This window comes from Arthrobacter sp. 10L424 (assembly GCF_056395325.1).
Genome location: NZ_JBFTJH010000006.1, coordinates 1 through 18,671 on the forward strand (window position 1 = coordinate 1; position 18,671 = coordinate 18,671).

At 67.9% G+C, this 18,671-nt stretch carries 16 protein-coding genes and 6 tRNA genes; 18 read left to right on the forward strand and 4 right to left on the reverse strand.

Annotated features, from left to right (window positions below):
• Positions 1–672 precede the first annotated feature (672 nt).
• Entirely contained in the window at positions 673–1,521 is an 849-nt protein-coding gene (locus AC1DC5_RS11995) for a cytochrome (protein WP_476865292.1), read from the reverse strand.
• 105 nt (positions 1,522–1,626) lie between these two features.
• Positions 1,627–1,698 (reverse strand) — tRNA-Val (locus tag AC1DC5_RS12000).
• A 326-nt stretch (positions 1,699–2,024) separates the two neighbouring features.
• Between AC1DC5_RS12000 and AC1DC5_RS12005 the strand changes: the two genes are divergently transcribed.
• The 6 genes from AC1DC5_RS12005 to AC1DC5_RS12030 all read left to right on the forward strand — a co-directional run bounded on the left by AC1DC5_RS12005 (position 2,025) and on the right by AC1DC5_RS12030 (position 3,027).
• Positions 2,025–2,097: transfer RNA gene (locus AC1DC5_RS12005), tRNA-Gly, on the forward strand.
• 45 nt (positions 2,098–2,142) lie between these two features.
• Positions 2,143–2,213: transfer RNA gene (locus AC1DC5_RS12010), tRNA-Cys, on the forward strand.
• A 39-nt stretch (positions 2,214–2,252) separates the two neighbouring features.
• Positions 2,253–2,327, forward strand: a tRNA-Val gene (locus AC1DC5_RS12015).
• A 55-nt stretch (positions 2,328–2,382) separates the two neighbouring features.
• Positions 2,383–2,455: transfer RNA gene (locus AC1DC5_RS12020), tRNA-Gly, on the forward strand.
• 38 nt (positions 2,456–2,493) lie between these two features.
• Positions 2,494–2,568 (forward strand) — tRNA-Val (locus AC1DC5_RS12025).
• A 189-nt stretch (positions 2,569–2,757) separates the two neighbouring features.
• On the forward strand, positions 2,758–3,027 hold the full coding sequence (locus AC1DC5_RS12030; RefSeq protein ID WP_476865293.1) for an antitoxin: 270 nt from the start codon (positions 2,758–2,760) through the stop codon (positions 3,025–3,027).
• A 263-nt stretch (positions 3,028–3,290) separates the two neighbouring features.
• Here the strand turns inward: AC1DC5_RS12030 and zapE are convergent, their stop codons facing one another.
• Positions 3,291–4,328, reverse strand: a complete 1,038-nt coding sequence (zapE, locus tag AC1DC5_RS12035) for a cell division protein ZapE (RefSeq protein WP_476865294.1) — start codon at positions 4,326–4,328, stop codon at positions 3,291–3,293.
• A gap of 242 nt (positions 4,329–4,570) precedes the next feature.
• Here zapE and AC1DC5_RS12040 point away from each other — a divergent pair, with 242 nt between their 5' ends.
• From AC1DC5_RS12040 to ybaK, 3 genes are read left to right on the forward strand one after another with little or no spacing between them, the layout of a single operon-like run.
• On the forward strand, positions 4,571–5,488 hold the full coding sequence (locus tag AC1DC5_RS12040) for a sulfurtransferase (protein WP_476865295.1): 918 nt from the start codon (positions 4,571–4,573) through the stop codon (positions 5,486–5,488).
• 59 nt (positions 5,489–5,547) lie between these two features.
• Positions 5,548–6,006 (forward strand): SufE family protein, encoded by a 459-nt coding sequence (locus AC1DC5_RS12045; RefSeq protein ID WP_441406937.1) that lies wholly within the window; start codon positions 5,548–5,550, stop codon positions 6,004–6,006.
• Between the two features lie 47 nt (positions 6,007–6,053).
• On the forward strand, positions 6,054–6,551 hold the full coding sequence (gene ybaK / locus AC1DC5_RS12050; protein WP_476865296.1) for a Cys-tRNA(Pro) deacylase: 498 nt from the start codon (positions 6,054–6,056) through the stop codon (positions 6,549–6,551).
• Positions 6,552–6,636: 85 nt separating this feature from the next.
• Here ybaK and AC1DC5_RS12055 read toward each other — a convergent pair whose 3' ends face one another.
• Complete coding sequence (locus AC1DC5_RS12055) at positions 6,637–7,992, reverse strand: alpha/beta hydrolase family protein (RefSeq protein WP_476865297.1); 1,356 nt, start codon at positions 7,990–7,992, stop codon at positions 6,637–6,639.
• Positions 7,993–8,179: 187 nt separating this feature from the next.
• Here AC1DC5_RS12055 and AC1DC5_RS12060 point away from each other — a divergent pair, with 187 nt between their 5' ends.
• From AC1DC5_RS12060 to AC1DC5_RS12100, 9 genes are all read left to right on the forward strand, one after another.
• Positions 8,180–8,668: a hypothetical protein gene (locus AC1DC5_RS12060; RefSeq protein WP_441406934.1), complete on the forward strand. Its 489-nt coding sequence runs from the start codon at positions 8,180–8,182 to the stop codon at positions 8,666–8,668.
• Between the two features lie 14 nt (positions 8,669–8,682).
• A complete protein-coding gene (gene msrB / locus AC1DC5_RS12065) occupies positions 8,683–9,183 on the forward strand; it encodes a peptide-methionine (R)-S-oxide reductase MsrB (RefSeq protein WP_476865298.1) in 501 nt (166 codons plus the stop codon).
• A gap of 265 nt (positions 9,184–9,448) precedes the next feature.
• Positions 9,449–10,858, forward strand: a complete 1,410-nt coding sequence (locus AC1DC5_RS12070; RefSeq protein ID WP_476865299.1) for a DUF6421 family protein — start codon at positions 9,449–9,451, stop codon at positions 10,856–10,858.
• The gene (locus AC1DC5_RS12075; RefSeq protein WP_476865300.1) at positions 10,855–11,631 is read left to right on the forward strand and encodes an SDR family oxidoreductase; all 777 of its coding nucleotides are present in this window, start codon (positions 10,855–10,857) and stop codon (positions 11,629–11,631) included. The genes AC1DC5_RS12070 and AC1DC5_RS12075 overlap by 4 nt, the downstream gene beginning before the upstream one ends.
• Positions 11,632–11,705: 74 nt before the next feature.
• Positions 11,706–12,794: a threonine aldolase family protein gene (locus AC1DC5_RS12080; RefSeq protein WP_476865416.1), complete on the forward strand. Its 1,089-nt coding sequence runs from the start codon at positions 11,706–11,708 to the stop codon at positions 12,792–12,794.
• A gap of 102 nt (positions 12,795–12,896) precedes the next feature.
• Positions 12,897–13,541: a DUF3000 domain-containing protein gene (locus AC1DC5_RS12085; RefSeq protein WP_441406944.1), complete on the forward strand. Its 645-nt coding sequence runs from the start codon at positions 12,897–12,899 to the stop codon at positions 13,539–13,541.
• A gap of 86 nt (positions 13,542–13,627) precedes the next feature.
• Positions 13,628–15,019: an HRDC domain-containing protein gene (locus AC1DC5_RS12090; protein ID WP_476865301.1), complete on the forward strand. Its 1,392-nt coding sequence runs from the start codon at positions 13,628–13,630 to the stop codon at positions 15,017–15,019.
• A 232-nt stretch (positions 15,020–15,251) separates the two neighbouring features.
• Complete coding sequence (locus tag AC1DC5_RS12095; protein WP_476865417.1) at positions 15,252–16,508, forward strand: thiolase family protein; 1,257 nt, start codon at positions 15,252–15,254, stop codon at positions 16,506–16,508.
• A complete protein-coding gene (locus AC1DC5_RS12100) occupies positions 16,505–18,667 on the forward strand; it encodes a 3-hydroxyacyl-CoA dehydrogenase NAD-binding domain-containing protein (protein ID WP_476865302.1) in 2,163 nt (720 codons plus the stop codon). The genes AC1DC5_RS12095 and AC1DC5_RS12100 overlap by 4 nt, the downstream gene beginning before the upstream one ends.
• Positions 18,668–18,671: the final 4 nt, after the last annotated feature.

Sequence of the window (18,671 nt, forward strand, 5' to 3'; positions counted from 1 at the left end):
CCTGCTCTGCTCACACCACCACCACCTGATCCACAAAGAACAATGGACCATCCAACTCCGCACCGGCATCCCCTGGTTCATCCCGCCCCCACACATCGACCCACGCCAAAAACCCCGACGCAACTACTACTTCCACCCCACAGACCTCAGCCACGCCGCCTGACTCCGGCCGTAGGTTCAGGCCAAGCCAGATCGGCTCTCCTCCGGACATTCGAAGGGCACCGGGACCTTAGAGGAATCCTCAACCCCAACTGGCTCGGCCGCGGTTTCCGGGGGGCGCGGGACTCAAATGCCCCAGGCAGGCAGGCGGGCCGAGGCGAGACGTCGTCACGGGAACGGGCAGACGTCTGGCACGTAGACGGGCATGGCATGGCCTGCGATGGCGATGCAGCGCAAGGCAAGGGCACGCCATCGGCGCGACACAGCGTAGCTTCGTCGCGGTCGTCCAGCTGCGATGGCAGACGGCCGGCTCGGGAACGGACAGGACGCACATTCGGTCGCGTCCGGCCTACCGGAGGACGCGCGGCGGGCGCGTCAGTCGCGTCAGGACTACCGGAGGACGCGCGGCGGGCGCGTCAGTCGCGTCAGGACTACCGGAGGACGCGCGGCGGGCGCGTCAGTCGCGTCAGGACTACCGGAGGACGCGCGGCGGGCGCGTCAGTCGCGTCAGGACTACCGGGTGATGGGCGGCGGCGCGAGCGGGAGTAGCGCCGTTCCGGCGGCTGTGGTGTCGGCCGACATTTCCCAGACGCGGCGCAGGGCGCAGAACTTCCACCAGTGATGCTTCAGGACGTCCGGGTTGGCGCGCAGGGGGCGGACTTCCGTCTGGCCGACAGCAACCGCCAGCAGGATCGGAGATTCGCCGTGCTGCCAGGCCTCCCACTCCCCTGCAACCGGGTCCACGAGGCTTTCCTCGGCCTTCATGCCGGCCACGAGTTGCATGACTACCTTGTCATCCAAGGGTTTGACGGTGCCGTCTCGGCTGGTGCCCTTGGTCTTGTAATCGATGAGGCAGGTCCGGCCGTTGATTTTGGCAACGAGGTCCAGGGTGCCGGCGTAACCAACGGTCTTGTTCCAGACGGTGATTTCCGGGGCGATCGGCTCCACCTGGAAGAGATCCCACCATTCGTCGAAACGGGCTGCGAAGGCTTCTTCACCGTTCGCGGCGAGGGCTTCGCGGGTTTCCTTCATCTGGTGCGGACGGCCCAGAGCGCGCAAAGCAACCTGCTCACAGTAGTTGTGCACCCTGTCCCCGCGCTTCGCCGCGTCATCGCGGTAGGTCTCCGCCGCCTTCGCCGCGCGGCTCACCGCCTGGCGTACCTTGGCGGGACTGCCCAGGATGCCGGGCAGGGTTGGATCCTGGGCGAGGCTGTTGGCACCCATGTACCCAAACCAGCCGTCCAGGCCGTGCGGCTGCTGGCCGATCACGGTGGTGATTGACGGGACGGAGAACTGCTCCGAGGTGGAGCGGGCATACATCCGGCCGTAGTCCGTGGCGTGGGCGAGAAGTGGGGCGGTCATGGAAAGACTCTTTCACGGGGCTCTGACAGTGGCGAAACAGCGGTCCGGCTGTACTAACAACAATGGTCCGCCCCGCTCGGTGAGCGGAACGGACCATTTCTTGGGTGGGCGATACTGGGTTCGAACCAGTGACCTCTTCGGTGTGAACGAAGCGCGCTACCACTGCGCCAATCGCCCCAATGCCATTGAATGCTAGCCCACCCCGGCGGAATTTAGAAATCGGGGCGCCGCGATGCTCCAGTGTTCCCGAATGCGTCATTTACAGACGCACTACGGACACACCCAGAAACTCCGCAGCCCACCAAGACGCCGTGTCAGGGCCGGAGAAAGTCCAGCGAATTACAGTGCTGTAATTAGCAAGAACCCCTAGAACTCAAGGATGCGACGGCGATGGCGCCCGCCGTCGTCGTTTCGATTTGTAAGTTCCCTGAACCTCCTATAGAGTTCTTACTCGTTGGAACGCGAGGAAATGCCGATTGCGGCGGGGAATTGCAGCCAATAATGCGGACGTAGCTCAGCTGGTAGAGCACCACCTTGCCAAGGTGGATGTCGCGAGTTCGAATCTCGTCGTCCGCTCGCAGGACACTGTCACGGTAAGGTTCTTCGGAATCCTATCTACACGGTGGGTTGGCCGAGAGGCGAGGCAGCGGCCTGCAAAGCCGTATACACGGGTTCGAATCCCGTACCCACCTCGGTGAAAACCCTGGTTTCCGGTCTAGGTCGGATGCAAGGGGCGATTGGCGCAGCGGTAGCGCGCTTCCCTGACACGGAAGAGGTCACTGGTTCGATCCCAGTATCGCCCACCAGAGCAAGGCAACTTGCTTGATGCAGTACCACCGGCCCAGCCGGCATGGACTAAATGCGGACGTAGCTCAGCTGGTAGAGCACCACCTTGCCAAGGTGGATGTCGCGAGTTCGAATCTCGTCGTCCGCTCTCTTCATTACAACTCCACTCCGGATTCTTCCGGTTGCGGGCGATTGGCGCAGCGGTAGCGCGCTTCCCTGACACGGAAGAGGTCACTGGTTCGATCCCAGTATCGCCCACCATAAGAGCAGCTCCCACGGAGCTGCTCTTTTTTGTGTGCGGCTCCCCTGGACCGCCCGGGTCCTTCTCCCCTGTTCTACCGCCGCGATTTCTTTTACCCTATGGGCGGACACCCTTGGCACCCCCGCCACCTCCGGCTAGGGTAGAAAACGCAAGGAGCGATCTGGCTCCGAGACCGAAGGGAGGTGCCCGTGGGATTACTTGACGATCTAAAGGGCAAGGCTCAGCAAGTAATTGGTGGCAACGAACAAGCCATCAAGGACGGCATCGAAAAGGCCGGCGACTTCGTCGACTCCAAGACCGGCGGAAAGCACGCCGACAAGATCGATGCTGTGCAGCGCGGCGCTTCCGACTTCGTGGACAAGGCGAACGACCGGCCCGATGAGGCCCCCGTCGCCGAACAGCCTCCCGTAGCCGGCCAGCCCCCCGTTGCCGGGGAACCCCGCCAGCCAGGCCTCTGACCCAGATACGTCAGCGAGGTGTCGGTCCCGCCGAGAGGCGGCGCCGGCACCTCCGGCGTTTAACGGCCCGGCGTTCAACCACAGGGTGGCCAGCGCCGCGGCTCCCAACAGCACCCAGCGGCCCCCAACAACACCCAGCATTCAACGGAAAGCCCTCTGGCAGCACCTCGTGTAACGGCACTTAACGCAGCAACGCGGGGTCACCTATCGTCCATCCTGTGCATCAGGATGGACGATAGGTGACCCCGCGTCGCTCGGAAACGTTAGGAGGGTTCGTGGTTCTGGCCTTCGCGGGCCAGGGCGGTGAGCCGCGAGACGGCGCGGAAGTACTTCTTCATGTACCCGCCGGTCATCATTTCCTCGGTGAAGAGCTGGTCGAACGGCACGCCGCTGGCCAGGATCGGCACGTCCTTGTCGTACAGCCGGTCCGCGAGCACCACAAAACGCAGCGCGACGGCCTGCTCGGTGATGGTGTGGACGTTTTTCCAGACCACGCCCTCGATGCCGTCGAGCAACTGGCGGTAGCGGCTGGGGTGGACGCCGGCCAGGTGGTCGATCAGCGTGCTGAACTCATCCCGTGCCACCGTCTTGCCATGGAACTCGTTCTGCATGTGGTGCGTCAGCTGCTCGTTCGGCAGCGGCTGCGGCGCGGCCGGCAGTCCGCGGTGGCGGAAGTCCTCGCCGTCGATGCGGACGACGTCGAACTGGTCCGCCAGCACCTGGATTTCCCGGGCGAAGTCGACGGCGGCGAAGCGGCCGTCGCCCAGGGAGCCCGGAAGGGTGTTGGAGGTGGCCGCGAGCTTGACGCCGGCGTCGGCCAGTTCGCGCATGAGCCGGGACATCAGCACGGTGTCGCCCGGATCGTCGAGCTCGAATTCGTCGATGCAGACCAGCTTGTAGTGGCTCAGCGCCTCGACCGTCTTGCGGAAGGACAGGGCGCCAACGAGGTTGGTGTATTCGACGAAGGTGCCAAAGGCCTTGGGCCCTGGGGCGGCATGCCACAGCGACGCGAGCAGGTGGGTCTTGCCGACGCCGAAGCCGCCGTCGAGGTAGATCCCGGCCCGCGAGGTGTCCTTCTTGCCGAAGAGGCGCTTGAAGAGTCCATCGCCGTCGCGCGCTCCGACGTTGGCCGCGAATCCTTCCAGCGCCTTGACCGCGGTGGCCTGGCTGGGCTGGGTCGGATCCGGCCGGTAGCTGGAAAACGAAACCTCACCGAAGCGCGGCGACGGATAAAACCCATTGAGGAGTTCATCCACTGAAACTGCCGGGGTGCGGGCGGCGAGCTGTTCGATCTGTACCAAGGTGGTCCGTTCTGCTGGTCTCTTGTCCCCAGAAAGAATACCGGCAATGCGCGGTCCCCCCGACGGGAGGTATGGACGGGAGGTATGGACGGGCGGACGCCGCGTGACGAAGGCCATATTTCCGAGTGTGAACGCGGTGGAGCAATCCCCGCAGGGCGTGGCTAGTGTTGGAGAAGGCCCGGCGCCGCATTCGATCCTTCCATGGCCCGGCCTCCTGACCGTTTGAGTGAAAGGCTATTCAAATGCCCTACCCCGTTGAGCAGAACGAGAAGTTCGCCGCCTACGCCCACCCCGAGCGCCTCGTATCCACCGAGTGGCTGGCTGCCGCGATCGAATCCGGCGCACTCCAGGACGGCAAGCTCGTGGTGGTGGAATCCGACGAGGACGTGCTGCTCTACGAGACCGGCCACATCCCCGGAGCTGTGAAAATCGACTGGCACACTGACCTGAACGACGAGGTCACCCGCGACTACGTCGACGGCGCAGCGTTCGCCGCCCTCGCCGCGGCCAAGGGGATCTCCCGCGACAGCACCGTGGTCATCTACGGCGACAAATCCAACTGGTGGGCCGCCTACGCCCTGTGGGTTTTCGAACTCTTCGGCCACGAGGACATCCGGCTGCTCGACGGCGGCCGGGACAAGTGGATCGCCGAAGGCCGCGCCATCACCACGGACAAGCCCGCCACCACGCCCGGTGAGTACCCCGTCGTCGAACGCAACGACGCCCCGATCCGCGCCTTCAAGGAAGACGTCCTGGCGCACTTCGGCAAGCCGCTGATCGACGTCCGCTCCGCCGAGGAGTACACGGGCCAGCGCACGCACATGCCCGCCTACCCCGAGGAAGGCGCCCTGCGCGGCGGCCACATCCCCACCGCGGCCTCCATCCCCTGGGCCCGCGCAGCAGCCGAGGACGGCACCTACCGGACCCGCCCCGAGCTCGAGGCCCTGTACCTGGGCGAAGCCGGGCTGAAGGAGGGCGACGACGTCGTGGCGTACTGCCGCATCGGCGAGCGGTCCAGCCACACCTGGTTCGCGCTCAAGTACCTGCTGGGCTTCGATACGGTCCGCAACTACGACGGTTCCTGGACCGAATGGGGCAACGCCGTCCGTGTCCCGATCGCCAAGGGAACCGAACGCGGCACGGTGCCGGCTGCCCTGTAACCCCCCGTGCGCTTCCCCCGACAAGGACACATTCGCCGCGCGTGCGTAAGCTGGAAGTGATGAATACTTCTGCCCTCCCCACCGCACTGGCGGAAATTGTTGACGACTTCCAGGCCGTTACCGAGCCCGAACGGCTCCAGCTGCTGCTCGAGTTCTCCCGCGACCTCCCGGAACTCCCGGATAGGCTCAAGGACCACCCGGAGCTGATGGAGCAGGTTGTCGAGTGCCAGTCGCCGCTGTTCCTGACGATCGAAACGGAAAAGTCCGACGGCGGCGCAGCCGGAAGCGTCCGGCTCTTCTTCAAGGCGCCGCCCGAGGCCCCAACAACCCGCGGCTTCGCGGGTGTGCTGCACGAGGGCCTCGACGGGTTGAGCCCGGCGGAGATCCTGGCCGTCCCCGACGACATGCCGGAGCTGCTGGGCCTCACCCGGGCCATCACTCCGCTGCGGATGCGCGGGATGACGGCGATGCTGGGCCGGATCAAGCGCAAAGTTGCTGCCCTCCCGCAGCAGTCCTGACCGGCCCCGGTCACCCAGGCATTCCGAGACCCGGATCTCCGAACAGAATGGCACGCAAGCAGGCGTCACAGGGAACCCCGGCCACCGCAGCCCTTGCGGCCGCCGGGGTTCCCTTCGTCGCCCACCCCTACAGCCACGACCCATCGGCCGCCAGCTACGGGCTGGAAGCGGCGGAGGTGCTTGGCGTCGACCCGGCCCGGGTGTTCAAGACCCTGATGGTCGACATCGACGGCCGGCTCGCCGTCGGCGTCGTGCCCGTGAGCGGGAACCTGGACCTCAAAGCGATGGCCGCGGCGCTGGGCGGCAAGAAGGCGGCGATGGCGGACCCGGCAGTGGCCGCGCGTCGCACCGGCTATGTGCTGGGCGGCATCTCGCCGCTGGGCCAGCGGCAGCCCTCCCCCACCGTGGTGGATGCCAGCGCCCTGGGCCTGGACACGATCCTGGTCTCGGGCGGGCGGCGGGGCCTGGACATCGAGCTGAGCCCGGCCGAACTGATCCGCCTCACCGGGGCGCAGACGGCACGGATCGGCACCGGCCGGGACTGACGGGTTCCCGAAGCCCCGGGAGCGCACAGGACGCGTCGAGTGTGCAGCAAACGGCAATGTTGTCGCGCAACACTGCCGTGAAGTGTCAACTCGGCGGGGCAGGCGCCTCGGGAGTGGCCGCATCAGGGGCAGGCGCCTCGGGATTGGGCTGGCCGGGGTTCGAGCGGGGCGCGAGCTGCTGCCCGAGCCAGGCTGTCACCAGGCGCTCCCAACGCTCCGGATCCACGTTCCACTCCTTGGTGTGCCGGGCACGCTCGAAGGTCTCGAAGGTGACCATCTCCGGGTTCTTCTCGGCCAGGACCGCGGACGGGCCGTAAGGGACGTATTCGTCGTCGACGCTGTGGATGATCAGGGTGGGCGTCCGCAGCTCCACGGCGCGGGAAACCCAGTCCATCGCCTTCAGGTCCACCGGCGCCGCGAGTCCTGTGAGCCGACGGCCCAGCTTATGGCTCATCATCAGCTGCCCGTACCTGCCCACCGCGGACGGGATCCGGTTGAGTTCGGCATGATGCGCCAAAACGTTGACCCAGTTGATGACGGGGGCGTCCAGCACCATGGCCCGGATCAGGGTGCGGTAGCGGGACAAGTCGGCGGTCTGGAGGCAGATGGCCCCGCCCATGGACCAGCCGAAAAGCACCACTTCGCGGGCACCATGCTCCAGCGCATACCCGATGGCCGATTCGACGTCGCGCCATTCGGTGGAGCCAAGGCCGTAGCGCCCGTCCTGCGCGGAGGGAGCCAGCCCGTCGTTGCGGTAGGTGATCAGCAGGCTGGACATGCCCAGTTCCCGTGCCGTCCGGACCGCCCGCAGGCACTCCTGCCGGCTCGCGCCGCGGCCGTGCACCATAATCGCCCAGACGCCCGACTCCTGCGGGGCCCGGACCAGCCATGCCGGCGCGGTCCCGCCGTCGACGTCGATGTCCACGTCTTCCGACGGCAGGCCGGTGCCGGCCGGGTCCGGGTACACGGCTCCGCTCCAATAGCCGCGGCGCACAGAGCTGAGGTCGCCGCTGTAGACGGCTTCAACTTCGCGCTGCACCGTGCGCTCGGCGGGCGAGTAGGACACGATCCGGCCGATCCGGGCATGCCCCCGGCCGCCGTCGAAGAAAAACCCGTAGACACCCTCGACCGTGGCATCGGGCGTAGCCGCGAGGATAATCTGCAGCCCGTGATCGCCCCGGATCACCGCGAGCACCTCCTGGTCCTCCTCCCGGACCCGGGAAGGCGTGATCACGCGGCGGGCGAAATAGAGGGCAAGGGCTGAGGAACCGGCGGCCAGCAGGCCGGCCGCGGCGCTGCCGCCGATGATGCCCCCCAACGCCCACTTGGCACTGCCCGGGACGGAAACGTCGGCGGCAGAGTTCGCGACGGCGCGGGCGGCCTTCCCACGCGCGGTGGTGATCCGCTGCGGGTCCGGCAGGAGGCGTAGGGAGGAAGCCATGGCACCATTCTTACCGAACTCCCCGCCGGGAGTGGCATTTGGGGGCGCCACGCACCACCGGAGGGCAGGTCGAGCTGGTTGGCAACGCATGCCCCGGAAGCGCCGTCCGGAGCGTTCAAACAGCCCCTCGCGGGTTCTCCGCGCCCTATTCTGTGCGGGCGCACCGGCGCGCGACTAGGCTGGGGGCATGAGTGATCCAATCGTCATTTTGACAGAAGAGCCCCTCGGCGCGGACGACCGCGTCAACATCGAAACCCTGATTGCCGGCGGTGATGCGCCCGTGGTGGTCCTGGTTCCGGCCAGCACCGAGCGGCACCTCCTGGTGGATTTCCTGGAGAACCTGTCCCTGCTGGAAATCTCCAAGGCCTTCCGTGAACTGACGGCACACTCCGATCCCGCAGGGGAACGCGCCGAAGCGGCTGAGACCCTGGCCGCCTCGCTCGCGGCCCTGGCCGGGCTCGGCAGCGGCGTGACCGGCGAAATCGTCGAGGGCAAGGCCGTCGACGGAATGGTCGCCCGGGTAAGGGAGCTCGGCGCCGGACAGGCCGTCGTGATCACGCGCCCGCACGCCGTCGCGGACACCTTCCACACCGACTGGGCCACCAAGGCCCAGGACAAGCTGGGCCTTCCTGTCCTGCATCTGTACGCGGGATCGGGATTTATCGGGGACTCCTGAGCGTTATTCAGGCTATGAGCATCTTTAGCAACAGGCCCAAAGTCTCACCCGTCGCCGCTCCCGAAGGGACCGCGGCCGAAAGTGCCACCGGACCGGGCGACAATCCGCCGGTTGAAAAGTCCGACGCGCAGTGGCGCCAGGAGCTGACGCCGGACGAGTATCGCGTGCTCCGCCAGGCCGGGACCGAGCGCCCCTACACCGGCGAGTACTGGGACACCCACACCACCGGCGTCTATCAGTGCCGCGCCTGCGGCACGGAGCTGTTCACCAGCCAGGAGAAATTCGATTCGCACTGCGGCTGGCCCTCCTTCTGGGCCCCGCTCGCGGAGGGGACGGTCCGGTACATCCACGACCGCACCCTTGGCATGGAACGGGTCGAGGTCCGCTGCGCCACGTGCGACTCCCACCTTGGCCATGTGTTCGAGGGCGAAGGCTACGGAACCCCGACCGACCAGCGCTTTTGCATCAACTCGGTCTCCCTGAAGCTGGTCCCGGCGGACGACGCCGGCCAGTAGCCCGGGCGTGCAGGTAGACAACGCATACCGGACAACTTAGGGCCCTCTTCCGGCACCGCATCAGCAGTTGCCGAGGGGGCCCTTTGCCGTCCAGGCGGGGCGGGAAGCCACGCCTCCGCTGGAGCTGGCCCGGCTTGCGCAGCCCGTTTGCCACAGACCTTCTTATGCTCGGGTTGATTTTGCATTAGGGATCCTGATTGCTTGCTACGCTCGATCTAGACACTGAAGAGCGACGCTCCCAGTCAATAGAAAGGCGCCTGCTGCGATGACCACCACCGCTATCACCACCACTGCCCCGATCTCGGCCACCTCCCCGGAGTGGCTCCAGCTCAAGGCTGCCGCCACCGCCCTGCAGGCGCTCCAGGTCCAGGACGGCTCCGTCCCGGACGCCGCCAACCACGAGGCGGCCGGCGGATATGTCCGCAGCATCTCGGCGGCCATCCAGGCCCTGGCGCCGGCCTTCCCGCACGACGCCGACTACCTCTCCCTGCTCGTCACCGACTTCGGCCGCTGGGCCGACGGCGGCTTCGGCGTGCCGGACTTCCTGGACTCCCTGCAGGCCTTCCAGCCGCAGCAGCACCGGGTCAACGGACTGCAGCACCTGGTGGTCTTCCCGATGTACACGCAGAACGGCAGCAGCAGCCGCCTGGTCGAGGCCGTGCTGATCGAGGTCATCTGGCCCGAGTTCATTGGGGGCCTGGAAGAGGGCGAATACTCCAACAAGCTCTTCGTCCCGATCCGCTTCCTCGACTTCACCCCCGGCTACAACACCAACTCCGCGGTGCTGTTCCCCGAGACGGTCGCCGTCCGCGAGACCCCGACCTTCACGTGGGGCGCGATCTTCGCCGACCGCGAGGCCGCCCGCTTCCGCCGCGTCCTGCGCGCCGCCGCGGACATCACCTCCCTGCAGCTTCCCGAGGACGCCGCCGCGCTCCTGGAGGACCAGGAGCTGACGCAGGAAACGTTCGTGATGTGGGACCTCATCCACGACCGCACCCACATGCGCGGAGACCTTCCCTTCGACCCGTTCATGATCAAGCAGCGCATGCCGTACTTCCTCTACTCCCTCGAGGAACTGCGCTGCGACCTCACCGCCTTCCGCGAATCCGTGAAGATCGAAAAGGATGAGGACGCCGACCCGGAGGCGCGCCGGCACGCCAAGCTGGTCCAGTACGCCGTGATTTTCGACCGGATCTTCCGCTTTGCCATCACCGGCAGCCGGGTCCGCAACTACGACGGCCTCGGCGGCCAGCTGCTCTTCGCCTGGATGCACCAGCACCACGTCCTGCACTGGACCGACAGCAAGCTCAGCATCGACTGGGACGAAGCCGCCGGCGTCGTGGTTGAACTCGGCGCCAAAATCGAGGAGCTGTACTGGCGCTCGATCGACCGCCCGAAGATGGCCCACTGGCTCGCCGCCTATGAGCTGATCTCCGGGACCGTCACCCCCAACCCGGCCTCCGTCTGGGCCAAGGGTCCGGACGCGCTGCCGCTGGCCGGGCCGCCGCGAGGCCTCACCGACCAGGTGCTCGACGACGAGTTCCCGCTCTCCATGTTCTACGAGGCACTCGAGAAGAAGATGCGCCCCGTCATTGAATCCACGGCCGGCATCACGGGCACGTCGGACACGGGCACGGCCGGCACCGCCACAAACGCCGCAATGAACGCCGGATGAGCACCGGGCGCGCCCTGAACGTGCTGGTCACGGGCGGCAGCGGCCCTTCGGGGATCGCCGCCGCCCGCGCCCTGCGCAACGCGGGGCACACTGTCTTCACCGTGGGCTCGGACGGGCCCCGGATCGAGGCGGCCGCCGCCGAGGCCGGCAGCGGCGTCACGCCGCTCGTCTGCGACCTCGCCGACCTCGCGGACGTCCGCAAACTGCACGCCACCGTGCGGGCCCGACTGGCCGAAACGGGCGGGGCCGTCGACGGCGTCATCCATCTCGTCGGCGGCTGGCGCGGCGCCAAAGGCATCACGGACCAGAGCGACGCGGACTGGGAGTTCCTGGAACGCGGCGCGATCACCACGCTGCGGAACGTCACCCGGGTCTTCTATGACGACCTCGCGGCCTCCGACGCCGGGCGCTTCGCCATGGTGTCCTCCACCGCCGTGAGCCAGCCGACGGCGGGCGGCGCCAGCTATGTGGCCGCCAAGGCCGCCGCCGAGGCCTGGACCCTGGCCGTCGCCGACGGATTCCACCGCGGGCAGTCGGGACGCAAGCAGGAGCCCGGCAGTGACACCGTCGCCGTGGAACAGCGCAGCGCCGCCGTGATCTTCGTAGTGAAGGCCCTCGTGGACGCAGCCATGCGGGCAAAGTCCCCGGAACGCACCTTCCCGGGCTTCACCGACGTCGAAGACCTGGCCGCTGCCGCCGTCGGGCTCTTCACCTCCCCCGCGGCTGAACTGAACGGCCGGCGGCTGCTGCTGGGCCCAGAAATCAGACGCTGATCCGAAACCTCAGCCCTGCCCTGGACTTAGCCGTTGGGCCCGAACCTCCTTAGACTGAAAGCGTGAGCAAATCGATGACAAGCACAGTTGAAACTGCCCCTGCCAGCACTCCGGCGCGGCTCCACGATCCCTCCGTCCGCGGCTTTGCCTCGGACAACTACTCGGGTGTCCACCCCGAAGTGCTGGCGGCCCTGGCCGCGGCCAACGAAGGCCACCAGGTCTCCTACGGCGAGGATGACTACACCGCCCGGCTGCAGCAGCTGATGGAGGATCACTTCGGCGAGGGGATCGAATGCTTCCCGGTCTTCAACGGCACCGGCGCCAATGTGCTCTCGCTGCAGTCCCTGCTGCCGCGCTGGGGCGCCGTGGTCTGCGCTTCGACCGCCCACATCAACATGGACGAGAACGGCGCGCCGGAGCGGATCGGTGGCATCAAACTGCTCCAGGTCCCCACGACGGACGGCAAGCTCACCCCCGAACTGATCGACAAGGAAGCCTGGGGCTGGGGCGACGAGCACCGCGCCCAGCCGCTGGCCGTCTCCATCACCCAGACCACCGAACTCGGCACCTGCTACACGCCTGAGGAAGTCCGGGCCATCGCCGAGCATGTCCACGCCAAGGGCATGAAGCTGCACATGGACGGCGCCCGGCTGGCCAACGCCGCCGCCCACCTGGGCGTGCCGCTGCGGGCCTTCACCCGCGACGCCGGCGTGGACATTCTGTCCTTCGGCGGCACCAAGAACGGCCTGCTGTTCGGCGAAGTCGTGATCGCCCTGAACCCGGCAGCCGCCCAGGGGCTGATCTACCTGCGCAAGATGAACATGCAGCTGGCCTCCAAGATGCGGTTTATGTCCGCCCAGTTCATCGCCCTGCTCGAGGGTGACCTCTGGCTGCGCTCGGCATCGCACGCCAATGCGATGGCGGCCCGGCTGCGGGCCGGCGTCGAGTCCATCCCCGGCGTCGAACTGAGCCAGAAGACCGAGTCCAACGGCGTGTTCGCCATCCTCCCGGCCGGCGTGGCCGGCCGGCTCCGCACGTCCTTCCGCTTCTACGACTGGAACGAGGCGGCCCGCGAGGTCCGCTGGATGTGCTCCTTCGACACCACCGAGGACGACGTTGATTCCTTCATCGCTGCCATCAAGCGCGAGCTCGCTGCCGGCTGATCCGGGCGGCGCGCCTGCCGCCATCGCCCGGCCCGGCGCAAGCCGGACCGGGCGGCGGCGGCGAGCCTGCCGGGCTGGAGAGCGCCCCTTGCATAATCTGCCATTGTGAACGCACTCGACCAGGTTCCGGCAGATTTTCTCTTTGCCTTGGGAACCCTTCGGCAGGCACGAACCCGCAGTGAACTGCGCCTCGAGGAAATCCCGGCGCCCGCGCGGCTTGCACCGTTCGCCGTCGCGCTCGGGGCGGAAGTTGTCGCCCCCGGCGAACCCTCCGGAGCCGTCCACGGCCCGGCCGCCGCGGCCCTGGCCCGCGCGTCCGGAAGCGATGACGTCGAGCTGGCCACCGGCCGCTTCATCCTGCTGCACGACCCCGACGGCTCCGCCGTCTGGGAGGGCGAATTCCGGGTGGTCACCTACATCCGCGCGCAGCTGGAACCCGAAATGGGCAACGACGAAATGCTCGGCTCCGTCGCCTGGACCTGGCTCGTCGAAGCCCTGCAGAACCACGCCGCGCCCTACCGCTCGGCCGGCGGAACTGCCACGCGGGTGCTGTCCGAAAGCTTCGGAACCCTCTCGGACCGGCCCGACTCGATCGACATTGAACTCCGAGCGTCCTGGACGCCGGCCACCCCGGACATCACCTCGCACCTGGAGGCGTGGTCCGATATGGTCTGCACCTTCGCGGGCCTCCCGCCGCTGCCCGAAGGCGTCACGCCCCTGGCGCGCTGGCGCCGCGGACAGGCCTGAAATGCGGGGCGGGAACCGGGACAATCCGCCCGGTTTTGGCGAATGCGCGGCCCTCAACACCGTGTTGTCGCTAAACTGAAGTCATCATGACCCCTCATATTCCGGAAATCACCGCCGCGGGCGCGGCCGCCAACACAGCACCAACCACAGCAGCGGCCGCGGACGCCACAACCCACATCGCGGTGGACGGCTTCGACAGCCTGGTCCCCGAGGTCATCGACCTTGACGCCCCCCGCGACGGCGTGCCGCTCGTCATTGAAACCCAGTCCGGCCTGGAGCGCTGCGCCGCGGCCCTCGCCGCAGGACATGGCCCCGCGGGCGTGGACGCCGAACGCGCCTCCGGTTTCCGCTACGGCCAGCGCGCCTTCCTGGTCCAGATCCGCCGCGAAGGATCCGGCACCTGGCTGATCGATCCGGAACCCTTCGGGGACCTGAGCATCATCAACCACGCCCTGCGCGGCGTCGAATGGATCCTGCACGCGGCCAGCCAGGACCTGCCCTGCCTGTCCGAACTCGGCATGTGGCCGGACAAACTCTTTGACACCGAGCTCGCCGCCCGCCTCGCCGGGCTCCCCCGCGTCGGCCTCGCCGCGGTGATCGAACAGCTCCTTGGCTTCGGCCTCGCGAAGGAACACTCCGCCGCCGACTGGTCCACCCGGCCGCTGCCGGAACCCTGGTTGCGCTACGCCGCGCTCGACGTCGAGGTCCTCACCGAACTGCGCGAGGAACTCATCGAACTGCTCGTCGCCGACGGCAAGCTGGACTACGCCGAACAGGAATTCGCCGCCATCCTCGAGGCCGGCCAGGCGCCGCCGCGCGTGGACCCTTGGCGCAAGACGTCCGGGCTGCACCAGATCCGGGACCGGCGCCAGTTGGCCGCGGTTCGGGAACTGTGGCTGGAACGCGACTCCCTGGCGCAGAAGCGCGACGTCGCTCCCGGCCGACTCATCCCGGATTCCGCCCTCGTCGCCGCCGCCAAGGCCATGCCCACCACCGTCCCGCAACTCCTGGGCACCAAGGGCTTCCACGGCCGCGCAGCCCAGCGCGAGGCGCCGCGGTGGCTGCGCTGCATCAGCACCGCCAGGGCCCTGGAGGAACTCCCGCCCCTGCACCTGCCCACCAATGCTCCCCCGCCCCCGCGTGTATGGGCCGACCGGGACCCGGAGGCCGCCGCGAGGCTCGCCACGGCCCGGCCGCTGCTGCAGGCCAAGGCCGAAGAGCTGAACATGCCCGTGGAGAACCTGCTGACACCGGATTTCCTCCGCCGCGTCTCCTGGCGACCGCCGGCCGAGACCAGCGAGGAAGGCATTGCCGAGGAACTGGCGAACCTAGGGGCGCGGCAGTGGCAGGTTGAACTTGTCGCGCCGCTGATAGCCGCGGCCTTCCAGGATCCGCAGCCGCTCCCGCCCCGGGAAGCGAAATCCGTGCCGGCCACAGCTGCCGCTGCAACCGCGCCGGACACGGCACCCCAGCTGTAGTCCAAACCCGCCCCGCCCGCCTCACGGGGACTCGTTCGACGGCACCATGCCCTGAGGGCAGCACAGACTCCTTGCCAGCTATGTTACTCACGAGTAACATGTTGTCTGATGTCGCGCGGATCCGTGCTGCCCTGGCGTTGCGCCCAGGGTACGGAACCGGCACCCATGTCTCGATGAGGAGTATCACGTGAGCCAAAGCCCGAGCAGCGGAAGTAACAGCAGCGGACCCAGCATTGCAAAGCCGGGCATCGGCAGAGACCGCTCCATCCGCGACGTCGTCTTCGTCGACGGCGTCCGCACCCCCTTCGGCCGCGCCGGCGAGAAGGGCATCTACGCGGGCACCCGCGCCGATGACCTCGTGGTCAAGTGCATCCGCGAACTGATGCGCCGCAACCCGTCCCTGCCGGCCGAGCGGATCGACGAGGTGGCCATCGCCGCCACGACCCAGACCGGCGACCAGGGCCTGACCATCGGCCGCACGGCCGCCCTGCTGGCCGGGCTGCCGCGGACCGTGCCGGGCTTCGCGATCGACCGGATGTGTGCCGGCGCCATGACCGCCGTTACGACGACGGCGAGCGGCATCGGCTTCGGCGCGTACGACGTTGCGATCGCCGGCGGCGTCGAGCACATGGGCAACCACCCGATGGGCGCCGGCGCGGACCCCAACCCGCGTTTTATGTCCGAACGGATCGTGGACCCGGCAGCCCTGAACATGGGCAACACCGCCGAGAACCTGCATGACCGCTTCCCCGCGATCACCAAGGACCGCACGGACGCCTACGCCGTCGCCTCCCAGGACAAGCTGGCCGCCGCTTACGCCAAGGACCAGATCCAGCCGGACCTGGTGCCCGTCGCGACGATGAAGCCGGGCCAGGGCTGGACCGTGAACACCGTGGACGAGCCGCCGCGGCCGGGCACCTCGGTGGCCGACCTCGCCTCGCTCAAGACCCCGTTCCGCGCCCACGGCCGTGTCACCGCCGGCAACGCCGCCGGCCTCAACGACGGCGCCACCGCGGCCCTGCTGGCCTCCGCCGACGCCGCCGAGGAGCTCGGCCTGCCGGTCAAGATGCGCCTGGTCAGCTACGCCTTCGCCGGCGTCGAACCCGAGGTCATGGGCATCGGCCCGGTCCCGGCCACCGAAAAGGCCCTCAAGAACGCCGGCCTGGGCATCGCGGACATCGGCCTGTTCGAAATCAACGAGGCCTTCGCCGTCCAGGTGCTCAGCTTCCTGGACCACTTCGGCATTGCCGACGACGACCCCCGGGTCAACCGCTACGGCGGCGCGATCGCCGTCGGACACCCGCTCGCATCCTCCGGCGTCCGGCTGATGAACCAGCTGGCCCGCCAGTTCGAGGAGGACCCCACGGTCCGCTTCGGCATGACCACCATGTGCATCGGCCTGGGCATGGGCGCCACCGTGATCTGGGAGAACCCGCACCACGCCGACTACGGTACCGAATACACCACCAAGACTGGAGCCGCAGCATGAGCGCCGCCGATTTTCGCAAGCTTGCGGATCTGTTCCCGAACGAGACGGTGACCCACTCCTACGTCCAGGACATCCAACTCCCCGCCGTGAACGGCACGAGCCCCGGCACCTTCGCCCTGGTCACGCTGGACAACGGGCTGGACCACTCCAAGCCCACCACGCTGGGCCCCAACACCCTGATCGAACTCGGCACCGTGCTGGAGGGACTCAAAGAGCGTGCCGCCCGCGGCGAGATCGTGGGCGTGGGCGTCACCGGAAAACCCTATTTCCTTGTTGCCGGCGCCGACCTCTCCACGGTCAAGTCCATCAGCGGCCGGGAACACGGCCTCTGGATGGCGCAGCTCGGCCACGACGTCTACGGCACCCTGGCGAACCTCGGCGTCCCGAGTTTCGCCTTCATCAACGGCCTCGCCCTGGGCGGCGGGCTGGAGATCGCCCTGCAGTCCACCTACCGCACCGTGTCCACCGGCGCCGGGGCGCTGGCCCTGCCGGAGGCCTTCATCGGGCTGATCCCGGGCTGGGGCGGCGTGTACATCCTGCCGCGGCTGATCGGCCCGGAGAATGCCCTCAAGGTGATGATTGAGAACCCGCTGAGCAACAACCGCACGCTCACCGGGCCGCAGGCGTTCAAGCTCGGCGTCGCCGACGCCATGTTCGAGCCGGCGGACTTCGTCGAGCAGTCCGTCGCGTGGGCGGCCCAGGTCATCGCCGGCGCCGTGGCACCGGAGCGTGCCAACGCCGTCGACCCTTCCGCTCCGGAGGTCGCCGCCCGCTGGGCCGGCGCCATAGCCGCGGGCCGCGCCTTCGTCGAGGCCAAGACCTCCAACGCCTCCCCCGCACCGGCCAAGGTCCTCGAGGTCATGGAGGCGAACCGCACGCTGACGCAGGCCCAGTCCGCGGAGCTGGAATGCGAGACCCTCGCGGACCTCATGCAGACCGACGAGTTCCGCTCCACCGTCTACGCCTTCCTGGACCTCGTGCAGCGCCGGTCCAAGCGCCCGGTCGGCGCCCCGGACCGCAAGCTCGCGCGCCCGGTGACGAAGGTCGGCGTCGTGGGTGCCGGCCTGATGGCCGGCCAGCTGGCCCTGCTCTTCGCCCGCCAGCTCAAGGTGCCCGTCGTGATGACGGATATCGACCAGGCCCGCGTGGACAAGGGCGTGGGCTACGTGCACGCCGAGGTGGACAAGCTCCTGCAGAAGGGCCGGATCAGCCCCGATGCCGCCAACCGGACCCGGGCGCTGGTCACCGGCTCGGTGTCCAAGGAGGCCTTCGCCGACGCCGACTTCGTGATCGAGGCGGTCTTCGAGGAGCTCAACGTCAAGAAGCAGGTCTTCAAGGAAGTGGAAGCGATCGTTTCGCCGGAGTGCATCCTCGCGACGAACACCTCCTCGCTGTCCGTCACCGCGATGGCTGAGGATCTGGAGCACCCGGAACGCCTGGTCGGCTTCCACTTCTTCAACCCCGTGGCGGTGATGCCGCTGCTGGAGATCGTCCGCGCCCCGAAGACCGACGACGCCGTGCTGGCCACCGCGTTCGAGCTCGCCAAGGGCCTCAAAAAGTCCGCCGTGCTGGTCAAGGACGCCCCGGCGTTCGTGGTGAACCGCCTCCTCTTGCGCCTGATGGGCGAAGTGACGGCGGCTTTCGATGAGGGCACGCCCGCCGATGTCGCGGACAACGCGCTGCGCCCGATGGGCCTGCCGATGACGCCGTTTGTACTCGGCGCCATGGTGGGACTGCCGGTCGCGCAGCACGTCCAGGAATCCCTCCACACCGCGTTCGGGGACCGTTTTCCCGTCTCGCAGAACCTACAGAACCTGATCGACAACGGGGTGAAATCCATCTGGGATCCGGCCTCGGTGCAGGCCGCCCAGCCCGCGATCCCGGCCGAGACCCTGGCGCTGATGTCCTTCGGCAGCACACCATCCACCGGCGAAGAGGTGCTGCGCCGCACACAGGACGCCCTGGCCGAGGAGATCGGGCTGATGCTGGACGAAGGCGTGGTGGCGGGCCCGGAGGACATCGACCTCTGCATGATCCTCGGTGCGGGCTGGCCGATGTTCCTCGGCGGCATCACCCCGTACCTTGACCGGGTGGGTGCCTCCGAGCGGGCCACCGGCCGGAAGTTCCTGGCCCCCGGGGTGGCGTCCGAACCCGCCTAGGCAA

Bases quoted from the DNA above. Each gene is read 5' to 3' on its own strand.
- AC1DC5_RS12055 (WP_476865297.1), bottom strand. From the start codon at position 7,992: ATGGCTTCCTCCCTACGCCTCCTGCCGGACCCGCAGCGGATCACCACC.
- AC1DC5_RS12040 (WP_476865295.1), top strand. From the start codon at position 4,571: ATGCCCTACCCCGTTGAGCAGAACGAGAAGTTCGCCGCCTACGCCCAC.
- AC1DC5_RS12045 (WP_441406937.1), top strand. From the start codon at position 5,548: ATGAATACTTCTGCCCTCCCCACCGCACTGGCGGAAATTGTTGACGAC.
- AC1DC5_RS12060 (WP_441406934.1), top strand. From the start codon at position 8,180: ATGAGTGATCCAATCGTCATTTTGACAGAAGAGCCCCTCGGCGCGGAC.
- AC1DC5_RS12075 (WP_476865300.1), top strand. From the start codon at position 10,855: ATGAGCACCGGGCGCGCCCTGAACGTGCTGGTCACGGGCGGCAGCGGC.
- AC1DC5_RS12080 (WP_476865416.1), top strand. From the start codon at position 11,706: ATGACAAGCACAGTTGAAACTGCCCCTGCCAGCACTCCGGCGCGGCTC.
- msrB (WP_476865298.1), top strand. From the start codon at position 8,683: ATGAGCATCTTTAGCAACAGGCCCAAAGTCTCACCCGTCGCCGCTCCC.
- AC1DC5_RS12090 (WP_476865301.1), top strand. From the start codon at position 13,628: ATGACCCCTCATATTCCGGAAATCACCGCCGCGGGCGCGGCCGCCAAC.
- ybaK (WP_476865296.1), top strand. From the start codon at position 6,054: ATGGCACGCAAGCAGGCGTCACAGGGAACCCCGGCCACCGCAGCCCTT.
- AC1DC5_RS12070 (WP_476865299.1), top strand. From the start codon at position 9,449: ATGACCACCACCGCTATCACCACCACTGCCCCGATCTCGGCCACCTCC.
- AC1DC5_RS11995 (WP_476865292.1), bottom strand. From the start codon at position 1,521: ATGACCGCCCCACTTCTCGCCCACGCCACGGACTACGGCCGGATGTAT.
- AC1DC5_RS12100 (WP_476865302.1), top strand. From the start codon at position 16,505: ATGAGCGCCGCCGATTTTCGCAAGCTTGCGGATCTGTTCCCGAACGAG.